Annotated in this window: 17 protein-coding genes; 9 read left to right on the forward strand and 8 right to left on the reverse strand. The window is 59.3% G+C overall.

Annotated features, from left to right (window positions below):
* Window positions 1–83 precede the first annotated feature (83 nt).
* Window positions 84–1,871, reverse strand: coding sequence for an ankyrin repeat domain-containing protein (locus ABD720_RS03225; protein WP_344761781.1), 1,788 nt, complete (start codon window positions 1,869–1,871; stop codon window positions 84–86).
* Window positions 1,872–2,153: 282 nt separating this feature from the next.
* Between ABD720_RS03225 and ABD720_RS03230 the strand changes: the two genes are divergently transcribed.
* Window positions 2,154–2,303, forward strand: a complete 150-nt coding sequence (locus tag ABD720_RS03230) for a hypothetical protein (RefSeq protein WP_344761782.1) — start codon at window positions 2,154–2,156, stop codon at window positions 2,301–2,303.
* 97 nt (window positions 2,304–2,400) lie between these two features.
* Here ABD720_RS03230 and ABD720_RS03235 read toward each other — a convergent pair whose 3' ends face one another.
* The 4 genes from ABD720_RS03235 to ABD720_RS03250 form a co-directional block, all read right to left on the reverse strand.
* Window positions 2,401–4,512 (reverse strand): TonB-dependent receptor family protein, encoded by a 2,112-nt coding sequence (locus ABD720_RS03235; RefSeq protein WP_344761783.1) that lies wholly within the window; start codon window positions 4,510–4,512, stop codon window positions 2,401–2,403.
* Between the two features lie 99 nt (window positions 4,513–4,611).
* Window positions 4,612–5,568, reverse strand: a complete 957-nt coding sequence (locus ABD720_RS03240; protein ID WP_344761784.1) for a beta-propeller fold lactonase family protein — start codon at window positions 5,566–5,568, stop codon at window positions 4,612–4,614.
* 33 nt (window positions 5,569–5,601) lie between these two features.
* On the reverse strand, window positions 5,602–6,141 hold the full coding sequence (locus ABD720_RS03245; RefSeq protein WP_344761785.1) for a cytochrome b: 540 nt from the start codon (window positions 6,139–6,141) through the stop codon (window positions 5,602–5,604).
* A 454-nt stretch (window positions 6,142–6,595) separates the two neighbouring features.
* Window positions 6,596–6,781, reverse strand: a complete 186-nt coding sequence (locus ABD720_RS03250; protein ID WP_344761786.1) for a hypothetical protein — start codon at window positions 6,779–6,781, stop codon at window positions 6,596–6,598.
* 672 nt (window positions 6,782–7,453) lie between these two features.
* On the opposite strand from ABD720_RS03250, the gene adh reads away from it, so the two are divergent.
* The 3 genes from adh to ABD720_RS03265 all read left to right on the forward strand — a co-directional run bounded on the left by adh (window position 7,454) and on the right by ABD720_RS03265 (window position 11,493).
* Complete coding sequence (gene adh / locus ABD720_RS03255; protein WP_344761787.1) at window positions 7,454–8,974, forward strand: aldehyde dehydrogenase; 1,521 nt, start codon at window positions 7,454–7,456, stop codon at window positions 8,972–8,974.
* 144 nt (window positions 8,975–9,118) lie between these two features.
* Window positions 9,119–9,505 carry a DUF779 domain-containing protein gene (locus tag ABD720_RS03260; protein WP_344761788.1) on the forward strand — a complete coding sequence of 129 codons (387 nt, stop codon included), beginning with the start codon at window positions 9,119–9,121 and terminating at the stop codon, window positions 9,503–9,505.
* Window positions 9,506–9,729: 224 nt separating this feature from the next.
* The gene (locus tag ABD720_RS03265; RefSeq protein WP_344761789.1) at window positions 9,730–11,493 is read left to right on the forward strand and encodes a PQQ-dependent methanol/ethanol family dehydrogenase; all 1,764 of its coding nucleotides are present in this window, start codon (window positions 9,730–9,732) and stop codon (window positions 11,491–11,493) included.
* 684 nt (window positions 11,494–12,177) lie between these two features.
* Here the strand turns inward: ABD720_RS03265 and ABD720_RS03270 are convergent.
* Both ABD720_RS03270 and ABD720_RS03275 read right to left on the reverse strand, forming a co-directional pair.
* The gene (locus ABD720_RS03270; protein WP_344761790.1) at window positions 12,178–12,387 is read right to left on the reverse strand and encodes a hypothetical protein; all 210 of its coding nucleotides are present in this window, start codon (window positions 12,385–12,387) and stop codon (window positions 12,178–12,180) included.
* 782 nt (window positions 12,388–13,169) lie between these two features.
* Complete coding sequence (locus ABD720_RS03275) at window positions 13,170–15,059, reverse strand: sigma-54-dependent Fis family transcriptional regulator (RefSeq protein ID WP_344762313.1); 1,890 nt, start codon at window positions 15,057–15,059, stop codon at window positions 13,170–13,172.
* A gap of 300 nt (window positions 15,060–15,359) precedes the next feature.
* Between ABD720_RS03275 and pedF the strand changes: the two genes are divergently transcribed.
* A complete protein-coding gene (gene pedF, locus ABD720_RS03280) occupies window positions 15,360–15,851 on the forward strand; it encodes a cytochrome c-550 PedF (protein WP_344761792.1) in 492 nt (163 codons plus the stop codon).
* A 23-nt stretch (window positions 15,852–15,874) separates the two neighbouring features.
* Entirely contained in the window at window positions 15,875–16,708 is an 834-nt protein-coding gene (locus ABD720_RS03285) for a substrate-binding periplasmic protein (RefSeq protein WP_344761793.1), read from the forward strand.
* Window positions 16,709–17,222: 514 nt separating this feature from the next.
* Here the strand turns inward: ABD720_RS03285 and ABD720_RS03290 are convergent.
* A complete protein-coding gene (locus ABD720_RS03290) occupies window positions 17,223–17,381 on the reverse strand; it encodes a hypothetical protein (protein ID WP_344761794.1) in 159 nt (52 codons plus the stop codon).
* 784 nt (window positions 17,382–18,165) lie between these two features.
* On the opposite strand from ABD720_RS03290, the gene ABD720_RS03295 reads away from it, so the two are divergent.
* The 3 genes from ABD720_RS03295 (at window position 18,166) to ABD720_RS03305 (ending at window position 22,560) form a co-directional block, all read left to right on the forward strand.
* Window positions 18,166–19,311: a porin gene (locus ABD720_RS03295; RefSeq protein WP_344761795.1), complete on the forward strand. Its 1,146-nt coding sequence runs from the start codon at window positions 18,166–18,168 to the stop codon at window positions 19,309–19,311.
* A 107-nt stretch (window positions 19,312–19,418) separates the two neighbouring features.
* On the forward strand, window positions 19,419–21,524 hold the full coding sequence (locus tag ABD720_RS03300; protein WP_344761796.1) for a 4Fe-4S binding protein: 2,106 nt from the start codon (window positions 19,419–19,421) through the stop codon (window positions 21,522–21,524).
* A gap of 10 nt (window positions 21,525–21,534) precedes the next feature.
* The gene (locus ABD720_RS03305; protein ID WP_344761797.1) at window positions 21,535–22,560 is read left to right on the forward strand and encodes an FAD:protein FMN transferase; all 1,026 of its coding nucleotides are present in this window, start codon (window positions 21,535–21,537) and stop codon (window positions 22,558–22,560) included.
* Window positions 22,561–22,655 lie beyond the last annotated feature (95 nt).

The following is a 22,655-nucleotide window of genomic DNA, read 5'->3' on the forward strand; positions in this document are numbered from 1 at the left end:
AACTTATTGCGTCACGTTATTTTTTGGCTATGCGTTCTGTACTGGCCTGTTTCAGTACGGCGTAAAAGGTGCTCCGGTCAGTTTTACAGGTACTTCATCGATTCCATCACGCTAGCCAGTTGCGGCTCCACGTTGGCGCGATTCCAGCCACGTTGCCCGACCAGATCATCAAGCACGGTTGCTCGCAACATATCCTGCTTCAGTGCCGTGATGTCGGCCGCAAAGTGTTCTTGCGACTGGGCTGATTGCTGAAGTTGGGGCGCCAGCTGGTTCACGTAGTGCGCGGCGTAGTCGGTCTTGTACTCGTTTTCAAATGCATTGTTAATTTTTCCTGCAATGCTGGTGATCTCATCATGGATCGTTGCGGCATCCGGCTCGCGCGCCATCAGGGTCGCATCGATACCGGTGGGCGTATCGAGCAGACGCTGCACGCAGCCGATATTGCAGACGCCGTCATCGTTGCCGATATCGCGCAACCGCTGCAAAAACGCAGTCTGCAAGTCCGACTGCAGGGGGCCCTGGCGGGCACCGATGTAGCGGTGTAATAACTGCAGTGTTTCTGGCGCGGTGGTGTGCAAATCACCTTCGTCCACCGGTCTGGTTTGTGCCAGTGTCTGATTCAGACCGGCATGCATCATGCGCGCGTCGTCGCCGGTATGGCGCTGGTCGATCAGGCTGCGTACTTCCTGCGTGACTTGCTCCAGCGTGGCCGGTGTTGCGGGGGGTGCGGAATGCTCCCGCAAGCGCGCCAGGATAGCGCTGCCGCGCAGCACGAATCCGGCAAGATGGACGTTTGCCTGCCATCCTTCGGCGGCAATCAGATTCAGGTTTGCCGCTAGCGCATGGTTGCCGCGTTCATTGGCCATGTCGTCGATGTCGCTGCGAAGCACGACGATGCCATCGATATTGAAGGTGGGTGCATCCGGCGCCGCTGCCAACAGCGACGCGGCAAAATGACGCGTGTTCTCATGCTCGTTGCCGAATGTTTGCAAGCACTGTTCGAGGGCCAGCGCTGCATGAAATGCCGCATCCCTGATGCAGTCTTCCTGCTGTACCGGTGGATGCACCGTCAGCAGGCGGGCAAGCAATGAATGGGTTTGCATGGTGAGGGCACGATTCGAGCGACCGAAACGGGGCACGAACGCCACCCAGCGGCGCAATTCGTCGATATGGAATTGCGGTGCATCGCGCGTCTCCGGTTCAAGGCCCGCCTGTTGCCTGAAGTGATCGCGCACACGGCCTGACCTGAAGAACGCCGAGTTGGCGCCATTCGGGTCCGTATCCGGATGAGTCAAAATTAACAGTGCCATCAAAACATCGCCTTTGCGGGCAGCGCAATTCAGTGGTGAATCGCGTTTGACATCGGGCTTGTTGACGTCCAAGCCTGCCGAGCGCAGCAGCGCCCTCACCATATCAGTCTGACCGCGTTCGACGGCAAGCAGCAACGCCGTCTTGCCATCGCGATCCGTCACATTGGGATCGATGCCGCTGGCACCGGCCAGTGCCTGCAAGATCCCGGTATCCCGATTCAGGACGGCACGGTGCAGCATCGACATACCGTCGTGCAAAGGGAGGTTCGGATCGGCCCCGGCATCAAGCTGTGCTTTCACGGCCGCCAGTTCGCCGTAGCGCACCGCCCGCACCAGTCTGGTTTCGCCATCGGCATTTTTTTTATTGGCCAATCTCCGCCTGAGCTGGTAGGCCGGGTTGCAGGCTTTGGCGACGGCGGCGGGCGTGAACGGACAGCAATTCACGGATGCATTGCGGCCGGCAAGGCGTTGATCCTGCGGGGCGTCCGGAGTCGTCTCCCGCTGTCGCAAAGGGCCCGCCCGTAAAGCGTTCGGTGCAGCTGCGGCGTTGGGTATGTTCATGGCGGTGAAAGGGACTGGTCAGTCGGGGCAGGTAACCCCATTGAGCTTGTTCTTGGCGGATGACACATGCGGGCAAGCGTTCCGCATTCCGATCAATGAGTAGCGCGCTGGCGGTGATGGTTCCGCTGAGCGGTGACTGCGCGTGTCTGTGGGCATCCGTGCGTGCAGCAGCGGGCGCTGGCGGAACCGTCAACGACTGAAAAGCCATTCACGTTGTATCAGCGATCGTGGCAGTGGACGCACGTGTTTCAATCGGTCCACGAAGCATGCGGGAGGTGTGACATGGCAGTTCAAAAGCAACCCACCAAAGAGCAGATCCGTGACTACATGGCGCGCCGTCAGGCGGGTCGCAAACCACCTCCGGACCCGCGTGAAATTCGCCGGCAACTCGGCTGGGAATTAATGGAAATGACGCGGAAAATTGTTGGCTGATCGGCAGACTGCAATACTGGCAGCGCCGCGATCGCGCGGCGTCTTGCGGCTGCCGAACCGACTGCGAGGAGGTCGCCGACCTCGCAGTCCACATTACCTACAAGGCGGCGCGCAGTCCGACAAACACGCGCCGGCCCGCAGCGGCTTCATAGAACCGGCCATTGCCATCATTGACGATGACCGAACCGGCGTACTGCTTGTCGAGCAGATTGTCGATGCGGCCGAACAAAAACATGTTGGCCGTACCAAGCTTGAATGCGTAACCGGTGCGGGCATTGAGCACGGCATAACCGGACGCGGCTTCGCTGTTGATGTCGTTGACAAAGACCTTTGATTCGGCGCGCATTTCGACGGCAGCGCTGAGCGCATCATTGACCTGATACAGTGCTTCGGAATACAGGCTGTGTTGCGGTGCGCCGGGCAGGCGTTTGCCAGCCGCGATGGTGGCGTTTTGCGCATTCGAAAACGCTTCGCGGAAGGTCGCATCCAGCCAGGTGTAGGACACCCGCGTGGTCAGCTTGTTGTCCCATTTCGCCAGCCAGGACGACTCCACGCCGCGGCGCTGCACACCATCCACGTTCTGAAATACCGAACGGCCATTGCTCACCGATGACGGCACGATCTCGTCCTTGCTGCGCGAATCGAAGAGCGCCAGATCGACGGCATGGCGACCGCTCTTGATCTTGGCACCGAGTTCGCCCTGAACACTGGTCGACGGCAACAGGCCGAGGTTCGGGCCGGTGGCATTGGCGCGGTAGGCGGATTCGGCCAGGGTCGGAGTTTCGAAACCCTTGCCGATGTTGGCGTAGATGTTGACGTTGTCGGTCGCGCTCCAGACCAGTCCGGCCACCGGGCTGGTCTTGCGGTATTCGACCTGGCCGCTGTCGTTCGGGTTGTCCTTGGTGACGGCGTAATGATCATCGACGGCCAGGCGCACCCGGCTCGAACGCACGCCGGCAGTGGCGCGCCACCGTGGCGCGAAGGTCCAGTCCACTTGACCGAAGAAGTCGAGGTCGCGTGCGGTGTCTTTTTCATCGCGCCGCAATGCGCCGGGCGTGCCGGCATTGTTCACATAGCCGCGGCGCAGCTCGCGCAGATTGTCGGCCTCGACACCCAGCGTCCAGTTCAGTGGCAGGTCATTGACACGGGTCTTGTGATTCCAGTTCAGGCCGAGACCAGCATAGTTGCGATCAAGGTCGACCACACCACCGGACGAGTTGGCCGCAGCGCCGCTGAATGACAAGGTCTGGAACACCTGGCGGGTGCCCGAATAGGCGCGTGCATTGAGCGTGTCACTGGCCGATAGCTTGTGTTCGATAACCACGCCGACCTGCTGCTGTTCGATTTTTTTGCGGGTATCGAAGGACAGTGCGACGGGCACGACCTGGCGCGGATTGCTCGCAAAATCGGTGCTGCTCAAGCCCAGCGGATCTTCCGATTTTGGCTGGTTGAAGTACCCGACCAGCGCCGTCACCGTGGTCGCCGCCGACGGCCGCACCACCACCTTGCCGGAGAATTGCGTGCGCTCGGCGGCGCTGTGATCGCGGTAGCCATCGGTTGAATAAGTCGAGACGTCGAAGGTGCCGCCGATCACGTCATTGCCACCGGCAATCGAGGCACCCAGCTGGCGCTGGCCGTCCGAGCCCGCACCGACGGTGACCGAACCGGTAGTGGGTTCATCGCCGCGCGGCGGGTTGTTGGTAAACACCTGCACCACGCCACCGGCGGCATTGCCGTACAGCTGCGCCATCGGTCCGCGCAGCACTTCAATGCGCGACGCCGCCGCCAGATTGGCGGTAGCAGCCTGACCCTGGCCATCCGGCATCGTGGCCGGAATTCCATCCACCAGAATGCGTACACCGCGCACGCCGAAGGTCGAACGGGTACCAAAACCGCGTGCCGAAATCTGCAGATCCTGCGCGTAGTTCTGGCGCTCGCGCACCTGCAGGCCCGGTACCGCCGACAGCAATTCGGACAGGTTCACCAGCGGCGACATCGCCGTAAAAGGATCGACCTTTACCACATCGATCGCAGCGGGCGCGTCGAAGCGGGTTTGCTCGGAACGACTGGCGCTGACCACCACTGGCTCCAGCGTCGGCGGGGTCACCGATTGCGCCAGCACCAGCGGCATCGCGAGCGAGCCAGCCAGCGCGGCAACGGCGCGGCGGTCGAGAATAAAAGCAGGGTGCAGCAAAAAACGAATCGTCATGGCGGGTTCAGGATCACTAAAAAATCATTGGGAAATAGTCGCGGGTCAGGTCAGGATCAAACCACTGACCAGCGCGCGACAGGAATCAGATGGACAGTCCTATTTGATGACCACGCCCCACGGCAATTTACCCACCGTGACATCGCGCAGCTTGGTGTTCCGGACCGTATCGATCACCGACACCGTGCCGGAGCGACCGTTGGCGACATACAGTTTTTTGCCATCTGGCGTGATGGCCATGTTCCATGGTCGGGTGCCGGCGGGGATGGTGGCGATGATCGTGTTGGTGGCGGTATCGAGCACCGACACGCTGGCATCGCCACCATTCGAAATATAGACCCGGCTGCCATCCGGATGCACCGTGATGCCGTTGGCGCGCAAGCCGGCCTTGACGCTGGTGATGATCTTGAAAGTACGGGCATCGAGCACGAAGACTTCATTGCTGTTTTCGGTCGCGACATACGCACGGCTGCTGTCCGGCAAAAAGCCGATCCCGCGCGGACGGGCGCCAACGGCGATCTGTGCAACCTGCTTGCGCGACGCGAAGTCGATCACGTCGACGGCATCGCCTTCTTCGGCGCTGACAAACACCACGCGACCGTCCGGACTGAAGACGGCATGCTCCGGATTCTTGCCCTTGACCGGAATCGCAAACGCCAGCGTATTGGTACGGGTATCGGTCAGCGTGATCTCATTTTTTTCTTCGACGGCGGCGACGACCCAGCGACCATCGGCCGAGATCGAGACGCCTTCCGGTGACTCGCCCAGCGCCACGGTGCCTGCCGGCTTGCGTGCGCGGATGTCGATCAGTTGCAGGCTGTTGTTCGGTTGATCGCTGACATACAGCCAGTGATTGTCAGCGCCGGCCGCGATGCCGCGTGGTTTTTTACCAGCGGGGATATCGGCCACGACCTCGTCGGTGGCGGTATCGATCACCGAAATCGTACCGGAACCTTCATTCGGAACATAGGCAAACGGGGCAGCAACAACCAGAGCGGGCAGGGTGGCCAGTACAGCCGCGGCACACTTCAGGGCAATCAGTCGACGAATCGTCATGGGAACTCCGGAAAATGGAAAAAGAAATCCGCATTAGCGGGAGGAGCGCGGCAGCATGCGGGAAAGTAGGTGATCACGATCGATCAGCTGGTGCTTCAGGACCGCCAGAATATGCAGTCCGACAAACGCCGCCAGCAACACAGCAGTGACCTGGTGGGTCTGATTGAAAATCGTGTACAGCAGCTTGTCATCGCTGCCCCACGGTGCCAGTCGGACCGCATTGAATAGCTTGACGCCGTGCTTGCTGAAGTTCGATGCGAGGTAACCCGACAGCGGCATGAGCAACATGCAGGCATACAGTACAAAGTGGCTGGCAGCTGCAGCACGTTGCTGCCAGCGCGGCGTGGAACTTGGCAGCGCTGGTGGCGTATGCAGCAGACGCCAGACGATGCGCAAGATGATCAGCAGACCGATAACGATCCCGGTGCTTTTATGCAGGTTGATGAAGAAACCGCGGTCCGGTGTGCCGCGCGGAATTTCGTCAAGCCAATAGCCGAAGGCGAACTGGCTGATCAGCAGCAGGGCGATCAGCCAATGCAGGAACTTGGCGGTGCGGGTGTAGTGAAGGTCCATGGTGCGGTGTTCTTTCTGTCTCTGGCTTGCGGTGGCAAGAAGCGCATTGGCGGGATTCGATAGTCCTTGCGTCTGGGCGGGAGGTTATCACCGATGTTTCTGGCGTGCGTAGTTGAGCTCATCACGCATCGCCGTCAGCAATCGTTGTGCCAAGCATCCAAAATCGTAGGTTGGGCTGCCAAGCCCAACATGCGTCAAGCTCCCTGCGCGGTGAGTTCTGCGGTAGCTAATACGGTTTTTGCTCCGTGGAGCCAAGCCGGGAGCGGCCCGGCAGCCGGTCACTTCTTTTTGCTTCGCCAAAAAGCAGTAACCAAGAAAAAGGCGACCGCAAGACCGCTGCCCTGCGGGTTCCCAAAAACCGGGTACGGCAAGAGGGAGGCCCGCAAACTCGCTGCGCTCAGACAGTGCGGGCCTCTGATCCTCTTGCCGTACCCGGTTTTTGGCAGCGGCCTTTTTATGCGGAATTCAACGTCAACACCAAGCCCAGCCTTGGAACCTGCGAGATGGTCGTGCTCGCTTTGCGCGAGAAAACTTCTTCGTCGTGATCGACATCGACTTCCAAACCAACGTCAAAGCCAGTTTCAAATTCAGTATCAAAACCAACGCCAAACTCAAAATCTACAAGGCTTTTACAAGCCATCTTTCTCGCGCAAAGCGAGCCTGGCCATCAATCAATCATCAAGGCTGGGCTTGGTGTTGACGTTGAATTCCGCATAAAAGGCCGCTGCCAAATACCGTGCCCGGGCAGGGGACAAGAGGGCCGCACTGTCTGAGCGTAGCGAGTTTGCGGCCCTCCCCCTGACCGGGCACGGTATTTGGGAACCCGCAGGGCAGCGGTCTTGCGGTCGCCTTTTTCTTGGTTACTGCTTTTTGGCGAAGCAAAAAGAAGTGACCGGCTGCCGGGCCGCACCCGGCTTGGTCGCGACGGAGCAGCAACCGTTTTAGCTACCGCAAAACTCACTGCGCAGGAAGCTTGACGCATGTTGGGCTTCGCAGCCCAACCTACGATTCGGCAACGTCACCGTCACTGTGTTTGCTGTTCGACGCCCACCTTGCGAGGGCTGGCTGCAAAGCCCAACCTACACACTGGCAACGGATTCGGCGCTGTAACTGTTCCACGCTGACTGATTCAATTTGGAACAGTCCCCCGGCAGACCTGTTCGAAAAAAAAACAGCGTCCCGCCACGAGGACGTCGTCAGCCCGCCAAACACCGCCACCACCGGCATGGCACGTTGATTGCTAAATATCGTTCGTGCAACAAGCACCCGGACAGCAAACCAGAGACACCACAACAACCAGGAGCACGACAACATGAACATGGCAGATTTCAGCAAGCTCGGTGTAAAGAACCCGTTCGCAGCGCGCTACGACAACTTCATCGGTGGCAAATTCGTACCCCCTGTCAAGGGCGAGTATTTTGAAAACGTCAGCCCGATCATGGGCAAGGTCTTTTGCGAAGTGGCACGGTCGACTGCGGAAGACATCGAACTCGCACTCGATGCAGCGCACGCCGCCAAGGCCTCCTGGGGCAAGACGTCGCTGGCCGATCGTTCCAATATCCTGAACAAGATTGCCGATCGCATGGAAGCCAATCTGGGCATTCTGGCACTGGCCGAAACCATCGACAACGGCAAGCCGATCCGCGAAACGACGCTGGCGGATATCCCGCTGGCGATCGATCATTTCCGTTACTTTGCCGGTTGCATCCGCGCCCAGGAAGGCAGCGTGTCGCAGATCGATGCTGAGACCTATGCCTATCACTACCATGAGCCACTCGGCGTGGTTGGCCAGATCATTCCGTGGAATTTCCCGATCCTGATGGCGGTGTGGAAACTGGCGCCGGCACTGGCGGCCGGCAACTGCGTGGTGTTGAAGCCGGCAGAGCAAACACCTGCATCGATCATGGTCATGATGGACCTGATCAAAGACTTGCTGCCACCAGGCGTACTGAACATCGTCAACGGTTTTGGTCTGGAATGCGGCAAGCCACTGGCATCGAACAAGCGTATCGCCAAGATCGCCTTCACCGGCGAAACCGGCACCGGTCGCTTGATCATGCAATACGCCGCACAGAACCTGATCCCGGTGACGCTGGAGCTGGGCGGCAAATCGCCGAACATCTTCTTTGCCGACGTGATGGACCACGATGACGCCTTCTTTGACAAGTGCCTTGAAGGCTTCTCGATGTTTGCGCTGAACCAGGGTGAAGTCTGCACCTGCCCGTCGCGCGTGCTGATCCAGGAATCGATTTACGACCGTTTCATGGAGCGTGCGCTCAAGCGCGTTGCCGCCATCAAGCAGGGCAATCCGCTGGAAATGTCGACCATGATCGGTGCGCAAGCGTCGCATGAGCAACTCGAAAAAATCCTGTCGTACCTCGATATCGGCAAGCAGGAAGGCGCCAAGTGCCTCATCGGTGGCGAGCGTCAGAACTTTGAAGGCGATCTGGCGGGCGGTTACTACGTTCAGCCAACCGTGTTCCAGGGGAATAACAAGATGCGTGTTTTCCAGGAAGAGATCTTCGGGCCGGTCGTGTCGGTGACCACCTTCAAGGACGAAGAAGAGGCGCTGGAAATCGCCAATGACACCTTGTACGGTCTCGGTTCCGGCTTGTGGACGCGTGACGGTTCACGCGCCTTCCGCGTCGGTCGTGGGATTCAGGCCGGTCGGGTCTGGACCAACTGTTATCACCTGTATCCGGCCCATGCCGCGTTCGGTGGTTACAAGCAGTCCGGTATCGGCCGCGAAAACCACAAGATGATGCTCGATCATTATCAGCAAACCAAAAACCTGCTGGTCAGCTACAGCCCGAACGCGCTGGGATTCTTCTGATTCAGCATTCGGCATGAGTCCGCTCCAGACAGTTGCGTCCTGCTATCAGGACGCGGATTGTCTGCAGCATGATCGATAGTGCGACACCATCACCGCCCGGCCTGACAGCATCAGCCCGGGCGGTTTTTTCATAGCGAGGAAATCATGACAGGCAACAGAGTCGATCGGGTCATCGCGACCGACAGTGCGCTGGAATTACTGGCGACGCTGCGCGCAAAATACGGACCGGTCATGTTCTTTCAGTCAGGCGGATGTTGCGATGGCAGTTCGCCCTTGCTGTATGCGCAGGGCGAGTTTCCGATCAGCGATAACGATGTCTATCTCGGTAATCTGGACCAGACACCGTTCTACATGGGGCATGACCAGTTCGAGTACTGGAAGCACACCCAGCTGATCATCGATGTGGTGGCCGGAATGGGTGGCATGTTCTCGCTGGATAACGGCACCGGCAAGCGCTTTTTGACGCGCTCGCGGCTGTTTTCGAATGACGAAAACACGGCGCTGGAGAGCATCGTCTTGCAGCGACCATGATGCGAGGCAGGATAGCGTTGTGCTGTTCTGCGGGTTGTATTGTTTTGCAACAGTGAACTTTTTTGACGCAACAGGTTGCGCGCAAAGTGGTGGTTTTCGGATGAATTCAGTCTGTTTTCCGCCGTCAATCGATGGCACGCCGCTTGCCTATACAGCATCAGGCTTGATTTGATCGGCACAGACCGATTGCCAACCTGATCGCGTTTCAATAACCGGAGGAGCATATGTACAAGAAATTGTTGGGGACACTAGTGTTAAGCGCGCTGTCGAGCATGTCGGCGACAGCCGCAGGCGTGACGGATGCCATGATCGTCAACGACGCCAAGTCGGGCGACGACGTCCTGTCGTACGGAATGGGAACCGAAGGCCAGCGCTATTCGTCGCTGACCCAGCTCAATACCAAAACCGTTGCTGGCCTGGTGCCGGCATGGTCGTTCTCGTTTGGTGGCGAAAAGCAGCGCGGTCAGGAATCACAACCGGTGGTGTACAACGGCCGCATGTTCGTGACAGGTTCGTACTCGCGTATCTATGCGCTGGACGTCAAGACCGGGGCCAAGATCTGGAAGTACGAACACCGCCTGCCGGAAGGCATCATGCCTTGCTGCGACGTGGTCAACCGCGGCGCTGCGCTGTTCGGCAACCTGGTCATTTTCAGCACCCTCGATGCCCAGCTGATCGCGCTGGATCAGGCCACCGGTAACGTGGTCTGGAAAGAAAAGATCGATGACTACGCAGCCGGCTACTCCAACACGGCGGCACCGCTGATCGCCAAGGGCATGTTGCTCACCGGCGTATCCGGTGGCGAATTCGGCGTGGTCGGACGGGTTGAAGCGCGTGATCCGATGACCGGCAAACTGGTCTGGATGCGTCCGACCGTCGAAGGCCACATGGGCTACAAGTACGACAAGGATGGCAAGAAAACCGAAATCGGCATCTCCGGCACCACCAACGCCACCTGGCCTGGCGAACTCTGGAAAACCGGCGGCGCGGCGACCTGGCTGGGCGGCACTTACGATCAGTCGACCGGTCTGGCGTACTTCGGTACGGGTAACCCGTCGCCATGGAACAGCCATCTGCGTCCGGGCGATAATCTGTTCTCGTCATCGACAGTGGCACTCGACGTCATGACTGGCGAGATCAAGTGGCACTACCAGACCACGCCGCATGACGGCTGGGACTACGATGGCGTCAACGAGTTCATCACCTTCGACATGGGCGGCAAGCGCATGGGCGGCAAGGCTGACCGTAACGGCTTTTTCTACGTGATGGATGCGAAAAACGGCAAGCTCGAAAACGCTTTTCCGTTCGTCAAGAAAATCACCTGGGCCAGCAGCATCGACCTGAAAACCGGTCGTCCGAACTACATCGAAGCTGGCCGTCCTGGCGATCCGACCAAGGGTACCGATGGCAAGAAAGGCGCAACGGTCTACGCTGCACCTTCCTTCCTCGGTGGCAAAAACCAGATGCCGATGGCGTACAGCCCGAAGACCAATCTGTTCTATGTGCCTGCCAACGAATGGGCCATGGAAATCTGGAATGAGCCGGTCGGCTACAAAAAAGGTGCCGCTTACCTGGGCGCCGGTTTCACAATCAAGACCGTTAACGACGACTACATCGGCGCACTGCGCGCGATGGACCCAAAGACCGGCAAGATCGTCTGGGAAAACAAGAACGTCGCGCCGCTGTGGGGTGGTGTCATGTCCACCGCCGGCGACCTGGTGTTCTACGGTACGCCTGAAGGCTTCCTGAAAGCAGTCGATGCACGCACCGGCAAAGATCTCTGGAAATTCCAGACCGGCTCTGGCGTCGTGGCGCCTCCGATCACCTGGATGGATGGTGGTGTGCAATACGTGGCAGTCGTATCGGGCTGGGGTGGTGCAGTGCCGCTGTGGGGCGGTGACGTGGCTGCCAAGGTCAACTACCTTGAGCAGGGTGGTTCGGTCTGGGTGTTCAAGTTGGCCGGATCGACCAAGGTCGCATCGAAATAAGTTGAAGGCGTTGTCCGGGTGCGCCGTGCTGGCGTTATCCGGGTTGCTGAAAAATGGTCAGTGGAGAAATCCGCTGGCCATTTTTTTTGTTTGAAAGTGAGCGTGGTGCAAGCGTCTACGGCGAGCCAAGGCGTGAACATCCGTCACGTCATCCAGCCATTGTCGCGTCGTTGCCGAGTTGTAGATTGCGCTGCAAAGTTCAACATGCGTCAGGCTTCCGGCGAGGTTGGCGGCTCACCGTCCTCCGTCAGCCGTCAGCCGTCTGCGGTCCGCTGCCCGCTGTTTGTGGCTTGCGGTAGCTAAAACGGGTTGCGCTCCGTTGATGCAAGCCGGGGGCGGCCCGGCAGCCGGTCACTTCTTTTTGCTTCGCCAAAAAGCAGTTTTGTAGGTTGGGCTGCGAAGCCCAACATGCGTCAAGTTGCTTTCCGGGTCGCCACAGCGCGCGGTCTGCGGTGGCTAAAACGGGTTGCGCTCCGTTGATGCAAGCCGGGGGCGGCCCGGCAGCCGGTCACTTCTTTTTGCTTCGCCAAAAAGCAGTAACCAAGAAAAAGGCGACCGCTAGACCGCTGCCCTGCGGGTTCCCAAAAACCGGGTACGGCAAGAGGGAAGCCCGCAAACTCGCTTCGCTCAGACAGTGCGGGCTTCTGATCCTCTTGCCGTACCCGGTTTTTGGCAGCGATCTTTTTATGCGGAATTCAACGTCAAAACCAAGCCCAGCCTTGAAACCAGCGAGATGGTCGTGCTCGCTTTGCGCGAGAAAACTTCCTCGTCGTGATCGACATCGACTTCAAAACCAACCTCAAAACCAACATCAAAACCAACATCAAAACCAACGTCAAAACCAACATCAAAACCGACATCAAAACTAACGTCAAAACCAACGTCAAAAACCAAAACCTACAAGGCTTTTACAAGCCATCTTTCTCGCGCAAAGCGAGCACGACCATGATCGAATCACCAAGGCTGGGCTTGGTTTTGACCTTGAATTCCGCATAAAAGGCCGCTGCCAAATACCGTGTCCGGGCAGGGGATAAGAGGGCCGCACTGTCTGAGGTGTAGCAGGGGTTTCGGATCGCATGCGATCCGCCTGCGGAACGGGATCCGCTTGCAAGCGGATCTGCGCCCTGCAAGGGCAGCGAGTTTGCGGCCCTCCCCCTGACCGGGCACGGTATTTGGGAACCCGCAGGGCAGCGGTCTAGCGGTCGCCTTTTTTTGCTTACTTTATTTTGGCGAAGCAAAAAAAGTGAGCGGCTGCCGGGCCGCACCCGGCTTGCATCAACGGAGCGCAACCCGTTTTAGCTACCGCCGACCGCCGACCGCCGACCGCCGACCGCGCGTCGTGGCGACCCGCAAAGCAACCTGACGCATGTTGGGCTTCGCAGCCCAACCTACGACCCTGGGCTTGGTTTTGACCTTGAATTCCGCATAAAAAGATCGCTGCCAAATACCGTGTCCGGGCAGGGGATAAGAGGGCCGCACTGTTTGAGCGCAGCGAGTTTGCGGCCCTCCCCCTGACCGGGCGCGGTATTTGGGAAGCCGCAGGGCAGCGGTCTTGCGGTCGCCTTTTTCTTGGTTACTGCTTTTTGGCGAAGCAAAAAGAGGTGACCGGCTGCCGGGCCGCCCCCGGCTTGCATCAACGGAGCGCAACCGCTTTAGCAACCGCAAGCCCACCCAATTCAGGGATGAATTTTCCGGTAAATCGTATTGCGCGACACGCCCAGCGCCCGTGCCGTGGCCGAAACATTGCCATCATGCGCTGCCAGTGATTGCTGGATCATGGAAAGCTCGACGTCTTCCAGCGTGGCCGTGTCGCTCATGGCCAGTGCGCCAGCCGGCTTCTCCAGGACCGCGACGGCCAGCGCGACATCGTCGAGGAAGTCATCCGGCAAATGCTCCATGCGGATCTCATGGTCAGCCCCCGCCATCACCATCGCCGTACGCATCAGGTTGGTCAGCTGGCGGAAATTGCCGGGCCAGTTGTGCACGCGGAACAGCTGCATGATCTCCGGCGCGATCGTGAAATGGATGCCATTGCCTTCGGCCGCCAGCAGTTTCTCGATGACGACATCGAGGTCGGTGCGATCACGCAGCGGCGGCAGGCGCACCACCAGTCCGTTGAGGCGGTAATACAGGTCATCGCGGAATTCATTGCGCGCAATCATGTCGCGCAAATTCCTGTTGGTCGCACAGGTCAGGGCGACATTCACCGGAATCGATTTGCTGCTGCCCAACGGCGTGACCATGCGTTCCTGCAGCACGCGCAACAGGCGCGCCTGCAGGTTCAGCGGCATGTCGCCAATTTCATCAAGGAAGAGCGAGCCACCATTGGCCTGCAGGATCTTGCCGATGCTGCCTTTCTTGCGCGCGCCGGTGAAGGCGCCGTCTTCGTAGCCGAACAGTTCGGATTCGATCAACGTTTCGGGAATCGAGGCGCAGTTGACGGCGACGAACGGGCCAGCCTTGCGTGGCGAATCATTGTGGATGGCTTGCGCGAGCAGTTCCTTGCCGGTGCCGGTCTCGCCAGTGATCAGGATCGAGATATCGCGGCCGATGACTTTTTTGAGTTTGTCGATGACGACAGCGACGTGCTCGTCGCCGGTGTTGAGGTAGCGCAGGCTGGACAGCCGCGCCTTGCTTTGTTCGTGGCTGCTGGGTGCCGACGCTGCCGCTGCGGCTGCGGCTGCCGCATCTGGCTGACGCGCGTTGCCGGAAGCGTGCTGGAAACTCGTGTTCGGCAGGCGCAGGTCGGAGCACTTGGCATAGACCCGCACACCGCTATGCATGCACAGTTCAAGCAGGCCCGGCGAGGCCGTCCGGTAATGGTCCATCAAGGCCGAAATCGGCAGGCCGAACAGTGAACTGAACGTGTGCGTTTGCAGCGCCGACATCGGCAATCCCAACTGGAACAAGCCGCTGCGACTGGCCGACAGGAAGCGTCCGCCCGGCGTAAAACTGGCGATCCCCTCCATCAAGGTGCCGAGAAATTCCGGTCGACTGTGAAAGCTCAGCTTGATCGCATCCTGATAGGCCGCCGCAAACAACTGGTTCTCGATCATCTGCGCCGACATGCGCACCAGCGCCATCGTGTGCTTGTGAAAATTACGCTGGTCGCCGGTGACGTCGAGCACACCGACGACATTGCCCATCACGTCGAAAATCGGCGCTGCCGAGCAGGTCAGGAAGCGGTTGGCATCCAGATAGTGCTGGTCGGCGTGGATGATGGTCGGTGCTTTTTCGGCGATGGCAGTGCCGATCGCGTTGGTGCCTTTGCTTTGTTCGGACCAGGTCACGCCGGGTGTCAACGCGACCCTATCGGCTTTTTCCAGAAAATCGGCATCGCCCAGCGTATGAATGATCAGTCCATGGACATCGGTCAGGATCACCATGTTATGGGTGTTGATGATCTGCTCGTAGAGCGTCTCCATCACCGGTGCAGCATGGCTGTGCAGCATGCGGTTCTGCTCCAGCACGAGCGTCAGGTCGGCCCGGCCGAGCGGATTGTAGTCCGGCGTGGCGGACTTGGGGATGCCGTAGCCGGCAGAGCGTTCGTGGGCTTGTTCGATCATGATGTTGTCGGGAATTGCAGGAACCGTGCCATGCGTTTCCTTGCTGGCGATGGCGCGTAACCGGACTAATTGATCGCGTGTGCCGAGCTGCGCACTAAGCGCTGCGTGCTTGTCGCTAATGTCTTGCATGGGGCTGTCTCCTTCTTTTTTCGGGTCGTTATGCTGCCCGGTTTTGTTTCTTAATGTAGCACTGTTCCGAATTGACGCAACGTTCTTGCATGGATCGATCCGGTTTATCGCGATTGCGGTATGGCACGCGCCTTGCGTTATCCGGGTACACCATTCACCGAGGCCATCCCCATGAAAACGACATTCCAGCAAACTGCCCTACAACTTCTCATCGTCTCATCCACCTTGTTCAGCCTGTCCGCATTTGCCCATGGTGACGTCACGCCACAAGCGGTGGATACGTCGACACTGAAACCGCTGGGCGAAGCCTGGCGCGAAGAAAATCCCTATCGCGGCGACAAGGAAGCAATCCGCATTGGTTCGTCGGCCTACGGTCAGAATTGCGCCCGTTGCCACGGCCTCGAAGCGGTCTCCGGTGGCATTGCCCCCGACCTGCGCAAACTCGATCGTGACTGCTTCACGCAGAAGGACGAGGCCAAAAAGCAGGCTTGCTACAAAGAGAACGATGTCTACCTGCTCACCTCGGTACGTCACGGAAAAAAGCGCAATGGCGCTGTCTACATGCCACCGTTTGAAGGCATCCTGAGCCAGGAAGCGATCTGGTCGATCAAGTCGTATCTGGAAACCGTGCGCGACATGCCTGTGGTCTCGGCTAACAAATAATTGTCCACCCTGAAGGCTGTCTCATGACTATTTTTTCAAGAAGCCGGATCGCGATACTGACCACGGTTGCCTGTCTCGGGTTGATATCTGCACCTGCGCATGCTGATCTGGAGAAGATCAGAAAGGCCGGTGTATTGAGTGTGGCGGTCTACGATGATTACGCACCGTTTTCGAAAAAAGGCGGGGCCGGCATCGACATGGACCTGGCTGCGGCGCTGGCAGAAAAGCTCGGATTGAAGCTCTCGCTGCTGCCGTTTCCTGCCGGTGAAAATCTCGGCGATGATCTGCGCAACATGGTCTGGAAAGGCCATTACCTCGGTTACGGACCGGCCGACGTCATGCTGCATGTACCGGTTGATCCCTTGCTGATGAACCAGACGCCGCAGGTCACTATCTTCGCGCCGTACCACGTCGACTCGGTGCGGCTGGTGCGCAATATTGCCTCGGTACCGCAATTCAATGGCATGCCATCGATGGCCGGTAAAAAAATCGGGGTTGAGAAAATTTCGATTTCGGCCATGGTGTTGCTGGGCGAAGAAAACGGCCGGTATCGCGATGACGTGAAAATTTATCCGACAGGTGTCGATGCGCTGGAAAAGCTCAAGGCAGGCGAGCTCGATGGCGTACTCGCCAGCCGGTCCGAGATCGAATCGGTATTGCGTGACGACCCGCGTTTTGAAATGCGGGAGGTGGCGTTTCAGCGTTTGCCACGCAAGGGGTGGGTTGCGGGGTTGGCTGTCAGGAAGGACAACGCCGAGCTTGCCAGTGCGTTGAATACAGCGATGGGGGAGTTGTTCGCGTCTGGTGAGATGATTAAAATATTTGCCAAATATGGGGTGCAGATCGTTAAGCCTTGATGGGTGGGCGGTTGCCGGTTATCGGCCGTGCAGCTTGTTGTTTGCGCGGCGGCGTTGCGGCTTTGGGTCGTAGGTTGGGCTGCGAAGCCCAACATGCGTCAAGTTGCTTTGCGGGTCGCCACTGCGCGCGGTCTGCGGTAGCTAAAACGGGTTGTGCTCCGTTGATGCAAGCCGGGGGCGGCCCGGCAGCCGGTCACTTTTTTTTGCTTCGCTGTTTTGTTGGGCTGTGAAGCCCAACATGCGTCAAGTTGCGTTGCGGGCCGCCACTGCGTGCGGTCGTCGGTAGCTAAAATGGTTTGTGCTCCGTCATGACCAAGCCGGGGGCGGCCCGGCAGCCGGTCACTTCTTTTTGCTTCGCCAAAAAGCAGTAACCAAGAAAAAGGCGACCGCAAGACCGCTGCCCTGCGGGTTCCCAAAAACCGGGTACGGCAAGAGGGAAGCCCGCAAACTCGCTGCGCTCAGACAGTGCGGGCTTCTGATCCTCTTGCCGTACCCGGTTTTTGGCAGCGGCCTTTTATGCGGAATTCAAGGTCAAAACCAAGCCCAGCCTTGAAACCAGCGAGATGGTCGTGCTCGCTTTGCGCGAGAAAACTTCCTCGTCGTGATCGACATCGACATCAAAACCAACATCAAAACCAACGTTAAAACCAACGTCAAAAACCAAAATCGACAAGGCTTTTATAAGCCATCGTTCTCGCGCAAAGCGAGCGTGGCCATCAATCAATCACCAAGGCTGGGCTTGGTTTTGACCTTGAATTCCGCATAAAAGAGCGCTGCCAAATACCGTGTCCGGGCAGGGGATAAGAGGGCCGCACTGTCTGAGCGTAGCGAGTTTGCGGCCCTCCCCCTGGCCGGGCACTGTATTTGGGAACCCGCAGGGCAGCGGTCTAGCGGTCGCCTTTTTCTTGGTTACTTCATTTTGGCGAAGCAAAAAGAAGTGACCGGCTGCCGGGCCGCACCCGGCTTGCCTCCACGGAGCGCAACCCGTTTTAGCTACCGCAGACCGCAGACCGCAGACCGCAGACCGCAGACCGCCGATCGCGCGTCGTGGCGACCCGCAAAGCAACCTGACGCATGTTGGGCTTCGCAGCCCAACCTACGACCTGCCGGGCCGCACCCGGCTTGCCTCCACGGAGCGCAAACCGTTTTAGCCACCGCAGCCCGCAGCCCGCAGACCGCGCGTCGCGGCGACCCGCAAAGAACCTGCTCAAAAAATGCACAACCACAACACAAACTGATCCGAATTATCACAGGCAGGCCATCAAAAGCAATCAGCACCGCGTCAGCAATCACACCAGATAAATAACCGTATCACATCCCCCAGCCCAGCTGCAGAGCCATTCCCAACCATCGACACCACAACAGGCACGCGATTTGCGATGACTGATTCGTCGACAACTGATTGTTCAGTCAGACAAGCACACAAGCAAATACATCAATAAACCGGAGGGGACAAAATGAAAAAATTATTCGTCGTGGCAGTAGCAGCCTTGGCCAGCGCAACATCCGCACAGGCGGTCGATCTGAAGGCCGGTGACTGGACCGTGTCGGTCGGCGGGATCGTCAATGCGTACTACACACAAGTGTCCTGCAGCGGCGATACCGTCGGCGGCCTGGCACTCGGCGGCAGGGCACTCGGCTGCGGCGGTCGCGGTGATCGCACCACGATCGGTAATGGTCTGCTGCCTAGCGGCCTGATCACCAGCGTGAAGTCGAAGCAGGGCGAGTACGATGTCGCCGCAACGATCGGCATCATGACGGCCACCGCCAGCGATACCGCGGTCGGTAATAACAGCAACGTCGATGTCCGCCAGGGATTTTTCAGCTTCGGTAACGAGCAGATGGGCACCGTCAAGCTCGGTCGTGACTACGGTATTTTTGGCGCGAACGCCATCCTGAACGACATGACACTGGTGGGCGCTGGCGCACCGGTACGTGCAACCCAGGCCAACCGCGTGACGCTGGGCCACATCGGTGCCGGTTATTCCTACCTCGGCACCTACGGCATGATGGCGTATTCGTCGCCCGCGTCGAATGGGGTCAAGGTCGATGTTGCGCTGGTCAGCCCGGTCACCAATGGCCCGCTCGGTACCGGTTACGATTCCGGCTCGACACCGCAAGTGCAGGGTCAGGTCAGTTTCGGCGGGTCCGGTGCAAAGGTCTGGCTCGGTGCCAAGGGGCAGAAGTTTGAAGGCACGACGCTGGCGTATCCCTCGTTCACGATGCGCGGCGTCGAGCTCGGCGCATCGTACTCGGCAGGTCCGCTTGGTGTACTGGCCAATGTCCAGACCGGCACCGGCCTGGGTATCGTTTCCGATGCAGATCAGGGTGATAACAAGTCGACCAACTACTTCCTTCAAGGTACCTACAAAGCCACCGACAAGGTCAAGGTCGGCCTGAATTACGGCCTGAGCAAAAACAAGGACAACACCACCGGCACCGGCGGTCTTGAGTCCAACAGCAACGTCACGGGTGGCGTGTACTTCTCGATTACACCGGCGATTACACTGGCTGCCGAACTCGGTCAAACCCGCTCGAAAGGCTTCAACGGTGGTACCGCAAAAATGAATGGCGCATCCTTCGGTGGCATCCTGTTCTTCTAATGTCCTCCTGAAGTGGTTGGCGCCGCGTGCTCTGGCAGGCGGCGCCTTTTTTGCCTGTGCGTGGGATGATGCTTGCTCGGGCACACCAGTTGCAAAGGATCAGTTTCATGACGACGATACTGCGGAGCCTGCTCCGATTTTTTGCGTTTGCGGCAGTGCTGTTGTGTTCGCTGACGGCCAGCGCAGGCACGATGACGCAGGCCGAACTGGTCAGGCGTTTTCCGTCACCCTACATGGTCGGCGACAAGGACCCGGCATTGCCGGTGTGGCCGATTTTCAAGAAGAACATGACGTCGACCGAATTGGTCGCCTACGTGTTCGAGTCGATCGATTTTGCCCCCATCCCCGGCTTCTCCGGCGTGCCGATGAACCTGCTGATCGCGCTCGATCCGGCCGGTGCGTTTGTCGATGTGAAGGTGTTGTCGCATCACGAGCCGGTCTTTCTCGATGGACTTGGCGAGGAGCCGATGTTCAAGTTCGTCAGCCAGTACCAGGGGATTTCCCTGAAGCAGAATATCAAGATTAGCACCGGCAACATGAGCCGCTCGAAACAGGAAGGCGCGAATGTTTATATCGATGGCGTCTCGAAGGCGACCGCATCGGTGCGCATCATTAACCAGAGTGCCTTGTCGGCCGCCCTGAAAGTCGCGCGCAAGAAGCTCGGCTTTGCCGAGGGCCGCGATCCCGATCTGATTGCGCGGATCAAGACCGATGCCTATTCGGTGATGTCGGTCGACGCGCTGCGCCGACGCGGCCTGATCCAGCCCGTGCTGATCGCCAACCGCGACATCGAGAAAGCCTATGCCGGATCGGCCGGTGCTGATCTGGACCCGATCGCACTGGCCCAACCGGATGCGCCGTTTGTCGACATGGAGGTCAGTTATGTCTCGGTGCCAACGGTGGGGCGCAACCTGCTGGGTGAGGCTGGCTGGGCCAAGCTGAGTGCGCGGCTCGATCCGGGTGACCACGCGATCATGCTCGTCTCGAAGGGACGCTACGGCGTGGTCGGCGATGACTTCACGCGCGGTGCCGTGCCGGACCGGCTGGCGCTGAAGCAGGGCACCTTGCCGATTGAAATCCGTGATCTGGATCTGGACGTGACCTTGCCCGGCGTGCCGCTGGACGGCTTCAAGATTTTTCGGGTGATCAGCCAGTCGGGGCTGGACCCGTCTTTGCCGCTCGAATTCTTTTTGCATGTCACGCGCAATAAGGGCATGGTCTACCCCGAAAAAATCAGCCGCGACTTGCGCTTCACCGTGAATTTGCCGGCCGAATTCTATGTCGCCGCCGAACCCGACAACAAGACCTGGCGCGCGATCTGGTGGCAGCGCTGGTGGGAGCTGGCGTTGCTGGCGGCGGCATTGCTGCTGCTGAGCTGCGCATTGGTGCTGCAGAAAAAACTGGTGCGGCACGAGCAAGCCTTCATCTGGTTCCGGCGCGGCTTTCTGGTGTTCACTGCAGGCTTCATTGGCTGGTATGCGCAGGGCCAGCTGTCGATCGTCAATCTGACCAGCATCGTGCAGGCGCTGATGGCCGGACGCGGCCTGGAGTTCCTGTTGTATGACCCGATGAGCGTGAGTCTGTGGGGTTTCGTACTGGTGTCGCTGCTGGTGTGGGGACGCGGTACGTTTTGCGGCTGGCTCTGTCCGTTTGGTGCCCTGCAGGAGTTCACCGGCAAGCTCGGCCAGGCCTTGAAATTCCCGCAACTGCTGATCCGTCCGGTGCTGGATGGCCGTCTGAAGCTGGTCAAGTACGGGCTGCTGGCGGCGATCATCGGCAGCGCTTTTTTCTCGGCCACGCTGACCGACAAGCTGGTCGAACTGGAACCGTTCAAGACCGCGATCACGCTCAACTTCATCCGTTCGTGGCCGTATGTCGCGTATGCGGTCGGCTTGCTGCTGCTGTCGATGTTCAGCTATAAATTTTTCTGTCGCTACCTGTGTCCGTTTGGCGCGGGGCTGGCGGTGCTGGGGCGCTTTCGTATCCTGAACTGGCTGCCGCGCCGTGCTGCGTGCGGCACGCCCTGCCAGACCTGCCGTCACAGTTGCGAGTACAAGGCCATCAAACCGAGCGGGGCAATCCAGTACGAGGAATGCTTCCAGTGTCTCGATTGCGTGGTGATTTACGAGAGCGATGAAAAATGCGCGCCGCTGATCATGGAAAAGAAACGTGCGCGCATCATCCCGATTGACGTGGCGCCGGTCAGCCGGTGAAGGAGCAGTGATGAAACGACGAACATTCATGGCCAGCGGGCTCGGGCTTGGCATCGCTGCAGCCGGGTTAGGCTGGGGATTGCATCGGCCAGCGTCACCCGGGACCGTGCAGCGCAGCGGGCCGCAATCGTTCATCGGCGCCGACCTCGCATTTGGCACCACCATCACGATCGAGGTGGTGCACGACAATCAGCGCGAGGCCGAACTGGCGATCCATGACGCGCTGGCCGCCGCCAAACAGGTCGATCGCCTGATGACCTTGCACCGGGCGGATAGTCAGGTGGCGATCCTGAACCGCACCGGCATCCTGCAGCAACCTGATCCGCATGTGCTGCAGGTGCTGGAGGCGGCCCGGCAGTTATCCAGACTGACCGACGGTGCGTTCGATATCACAGTGCAACCGCTGTGGCAGGCGTTCAGCAAGGCCGCCGCCGCTGGTCGCTTGCCGACCGACGACGAGAGTCGCACGGCGCAGGCGCTGGTGGACTGGCATGGCGTGAGCGTCAGTGCGACTGCGCAAGAGGTGGCACTGGCCCGGCCCGGCATGGCCATCACGCTCAATGGGCTGGCGCAAGGCTACGCGGTCGACCTGGCGCGTGCGGCACTGGATGCGCGCGGCATTCGCCATGCCTTGCTCGATACCGGCGAGTTTGGCGCACGGGGCCGCAGCAGCGCACAACACGCGTGGACCGTGGGCATTCGCGATCCGCGGGATGCACAGGCAGTGACCAGTGTGGTGCCGATGCAGGGGCGCTGCGTGGCCACGTCGGGCGACTACCAGACGGTCTTTACGCCGGACTTTGTGCATCACCACATCTTTGATCCCGCCAGCGGTGATTCACCGGTCGAGCTGGCCAGCGTCACCGTGATGGCCCCAACCGGGCTGCAAGCAGATGGATTGTCGACAGCGTTGATGGTGGTGGGTGCACGGCAGGCGCTGGCGCTGGTAGCGACGCTGGCGGATGTCGATGTGCTGCTGATCGACAAGCGCGGGCAGCAATGGCGTTCGGCGCAATTCGCCCTGCCGCCGGCATAATATCAAGGCGACGCACGGGCAATTGGGTCAGATTTGTCAGAAGTCAGGCACATGCTGAGGTCATTGCTGAACTACTGGTAAGGCATCGAAGTGGA

Source organism: Actimicrobium antarcticum, assembly GCF_039536745.1.
In the GTDB taxonomy this organism is placed as follows: Bacteria; Pseudomonadota; Gammaproteobacteria; order Burkholderiales; family Burkholderiaceae_D; genus Actimicrobium; species Actimicrobium antarcticum.